Source organism: Collinsella sp. SGI.033 (genome assembly GCF_050315135.1).
Classification (GTDB): domain Bacteria; phylum Actinomycetota; class Coriobacteriia; order Coriobacteriales; family Coriobacteriaceae; genus Collinsella.
This window is the reverse complement of sequence record NZ_JBNPOK010000060.1, coordinates 1-1,062: the sequence shown is the minus strand read 5'-3', so window position 1 is coordinate 1,062 and position 1,062 is coordinate 1. Positions and strand designations below refer to the sequence as shown.

At 62.9% G+C, this 1,062-nt stretch carries 1 protein-coding gene; it reads left to right on the top strand.

Translation table 11 applies throughout. From position 1 onward, the window contains the following. The coding region (locus tag ACQRC0_RS08750; RefSeq protein WP_427729315.1) for an SIS domain-containing protein at positions 1–1,062 on the top strand (1,062 nt) is incomplete at its 5' end.

The following is a 1,062-nucleotide window of genomic DNA, read 5'->3' as shown; positions in this document are numbered from 1 at the left end:
ATGAAGGAAACCGAGAAGATCGAGATCATGCACTTTAGCCAGGAGGGCTACGTCGAGGACGGCAAGAACGTCTATGAGACCGGCAAGAAGATGACCGCGCTCGCCGACAAGGTCGCCGACGAGGGCTACGACGCCGTGTTCCTGATGGGCGTCGGCGGCACCTGGGACGAGCTCATGCAGCTCGAGTACCTCATGAACAAGTTCGGCGACCGCGACCTCGAGGTCTACCTGATCCACGCCGCCGAGTGGAACGCCATGGGCCACAAGCGCATGACCGAGAAGTCCGTCGTGCTCACCGCCTCCGAGTCCGGAACCACCCCCGAGGTCCTCGAGGCCGTCAAGAAGATGAAGGACATGGGCGTGCGCGTCTACGCCATGACCAAGCCCGAGGGCCCCATCGGCCAGGCTGTCGGCGCCGAGAATTGCGTCAAGATGGCTTCCGATCACGGTAACGGCGGCTGCGAGATGGGCTACTACCTCGCCGACTGCTTCGGCCTGCGCCTGCTCAACCGCCGCGGCTGCTTCCCGCAGTTCGATAAGTTCATCGAGCAGACCAAGGATGTTTGGACCCACCTGGTCGACATCCGCAAGAGCTTCGAGCCGCGCGCCGAGGAGCTCGCCAAGAAGTACGCCCTGGCCCCCTACACCATGTTCATCGGCTCCGGCGCCCTGTGGGGCGAGACGATCCTGTTCTCGATGTGCATCCTGGAGGAGATGCAGTGGAAGCGCACCCGCTACATCACCTCGGCCGACTTCTTCCACGGCACCCTCGAGCTCGTGGAGCCCGGCGTCCCGGTCTTCCTGTTCATGGGCGAGGACGAGAACCGCAAGCTCGACGAGCGCGTCCGCGCCTTCCTGACCCGCGGCGTGACCGGCGACACCGACATCAACGTCATCGACACCGCCGAGTTCGCGATCCCCGGCCTTGACGACGAGTTCCGCGTCATCGTGTCTCCGTGGATCCTTTCCTCGCTGATCACCGATCGCCTTGCCGCTTACTACGAGACGGTCACCAAGCACAACCTCAACTACCGTCGCTACTATCACCAGTTCGACTACTAA